The following is a 2425-nucleotide window of genomic DNA, read 5'->3' on the forward strand; positions in this document are numbered from 1 at the left end:
CCACGGCTGCATCAAGGTGACGCAGTTTGACGCGGAGCACGGCGGCCTGAAACGTGTCCAGTCGGCTGTTGATGCCAACGACTTGGTGGTAGTAACGCGGACGCATTCCGTGTCCGGCGAACAATCGCAAACGGTCAGCAAAACCGGCGTCGGTCGCGGTCAAGATTCCGCCGTCGCCCATCCCACCCAGGTTCTTGGTTGGATAAAAGCTGAAGCAACCAGCCGTTCCCCAGTTGCCAGCCGGGCGATCTTTGTAGGCCGCACCGATGGCTTGGGCAGCATCTTCGACGACGGGGATGTCATGCTTGGATGCAATTTCACAAATTCGATCGATCTGGGCACACTGACCGAACAAGTGAACCGGAATAATCGCGGCTGTCTTTTCGGTGATCAACGACGCGATCGATTCAGGATCGATGTTGTACGTGTCGGGGCAAATGTCGGCGAAGACGGGAACAGCACCCAAGCGGGTGATGCAGCTGACCGACGCAAAAAAGGTGAAGCTCGGCACGATGACTTCGTCGCCCGCTTTGACATCCAATGCCATCAAAGCCAAAAGCAACGCGTCACTTCCGGAGGCGCAACCGATCGCGTTGGGCGTTTGCGTGTAGGCAGCGACTTCGTTTTCCAGTTCGGTCACATCGGGACCAAACAGGAAACGTCCACTGTCGAGCACTTCGGTGAGTGCATCGAGGAACTCGTCGCGGTGCGGGGCGTTGTCGCGATTGACATCCAACAGAGGGACGCCGGGGGTGCTATCAGTCATGGCGAGACTCATCCGTGAAATATATGCGGGATAGTCGAAAGTCCATTTTCGACCGTGTTGACGCACTGACGCGTACAAACACTTCTGCTTCAATACGAGGCGTCACAGTAAAACGTCAAGACCGAACCAGCGAAGACGCACTCCAAGATCCTCCCCACAATTTCACGAAAACCACATGGCGAAGAACAAAAAAGCCAGAATCCCACACAAATTCCTGCCTTGGATCGCGATCCGAAAACAGTACAGCCTGACCCACGCCGAAGTCCAAATGGCTCGGGAATTGGGTTTGGAACCTCGCAGATTCCCAAGCTACGCGAATATCAAAGACCAACCTTGGAAAAAGCCGCTGAAAGAATTCATCGCGGAGCTGTACCTGAAACAAACCGGGAAAGAACAACCCGAAACGATCTACTCGATGGAGGAATTGGCGGCTCAGCACGTGGCTCGTCGGTTGGCGAAGAAACAGGCCAAACTCGAACGTTTGGCCGTGGAAGGGCCCGAGGACGAAGCCTCCGAAACGGTTTGGCCAACTGCGGAATCCAACGAAACTGCAACGAAAACACCCGAATCAGAAGCGATTCCCGCGGCCCAACCGGTTGCCGAACCTTCCCCTGAGGTCGCCCCTCCGGCCGTCGAAGTGGAGCAACCCGAAAGCGTTCCAGAACCTGCTAATACCAAAACACCGGCGATGGAATCGGTGCCAGAGACAATTGCGACCGAACCCGAGCCACAACCGCAAAAGCTCGAAATCGAAGCGGTTGTTTCCGACCCGGAGCCGGTTGCGGATCCTGCTCCCGTTGCCGCGGATCCAGAGCCTGAACCCGCTCCAGAGCCCGAACCCGAGGAGGCTCCACCCGCGAAACCTGCGAGTCCCTGGGAAGCGGCCCGAGCCCGGTTGAATGCGAAATCGGAAGCGAATCCTGACGATCCGGATTTGACATCGGGCCCCGCGGCGACTTAGCCTGATGGTTTGCAAACTGCGTCAATTCACCGCCACGCACCTTTTCGCGGCGGTCACTTCCCTCGATTGGAAAGAGTTAAACGATGGCTAAACGTTGGATCTCAGCTCTGGCTGTCCTGTTGGTCGCCGCCACCACCGTGGTTGCCGCGGACGCCGTGGAAAAAACCGTGGACTTGAAAGACGTGAAGTGCGTCGTCGCTCCACGCGATGCTCAGGCGAGCAAGTCAGCCGAATACAAAGAAGGCAAGGTGTTCTTCTGCTGCAATGGCTGCGAAGGCAAATTCGCCAAGACACCTGAAAAGTTCGCGACTCAGGCCAACCGCCAACTGGTTCAAACCAAACAGTACGAACAGAAAGCGTGCCCACTCAGTGGCGGCAAACTGAACCCCGAAACGTTGATCACAGTCGATGGAGCGAAAGTCGCTTTCTGCTGCAACAACTGCAAGGGCAAGGTCGAAGGCACCGAAGAAAAGAAGCAAGCTGAATTGGTCTTCAGCGACAAAGCATTCAGCAAAGGTTTTAAAAAGAAAGCCGAAAAGACCGACGGTTGATACAACGTCGCGTCAATTAAAAAAAACGAAACCCAGTTGGAACTCCCAACTGGGTTTTTTCGTGCTTTCCCACAACATCCAACAACCTGTAGCACGATGGTCTCCATCATGAACCCACCCCCGTACGATGGACTTCCAAGTCCGTCG

3 protein-coding genes are annotated in these 2425 nt (G+C 55.5%); 2 read left to right on the top strand and 1 reads right to left on the bottom strand.

What is annotated here, in order from left to right:
- A partial coding sequence (locus B2R17_RS27920; RefSeq protein WP_286766591.1) for a DegT/DnrJ/EryC1/StrS family aminotransferase occupies positions 1–778 on the bottom strand: 778 nt, incomplete at its 3' end.
- Between the two features lie 163 nt (positions 779–941).
- Here B2R17_RS27920 and B2R17_RS27925 point away from each other — a divergent pair.
- Together B2R17_RS27925 and B2R17_RS27930 are read left to right on the top strand one after the other, a co-directional pair.
- Positions 942–1727 (top strand): hypothetical protein, encoded by a 786-nt coding sequence (locus tag B2R17_RS27925; protein WP_286766592.1) that lies wholly within the window; start codon positions 942–944, stop codon positions 1725–1727.
- Positions 1728–1810: 83 nt separating this feature from the next.
- Positions 1811–2278, top strand: a complete 468-nt coding sequence (locus tag B2R17_RS27930) for a hypothetical protein (RefSeq protein WP_286766593.1) — start codon at positions 1811–1813, stop codon at positions 2276–2278.
- Positions 2279–2425 lie beyond the last annotated feature (147 nt).

The organism is Rhodopirellula sp. UBA1907, assembly GCF_002337565.1.
Lineage (GTDB): Bacteria > Planctomycetota > Planctomycetia > Pirellulales > Pirellulaceae > Rhodopirellula > Rhodopirellula europaea.

What these genes read in the sequence shown, in the direction of transcription:
- B2R17_RS27930 (WP_286766593.1), top strand. Translation starts at nt 1,811, where the DNA reads ATGGCTAAACGTTGGATCTCAGCTCTGGCTGTCCTGTTGGTCGCCGCC.
- B2R17_RS27925 (WP_286766592.1), top strand. Translation starts at nt 942, where the DNA reads ATGGCGAAGAACAAAAAAGCCAGAATCCCACACAAATTCCTGCCTTGG.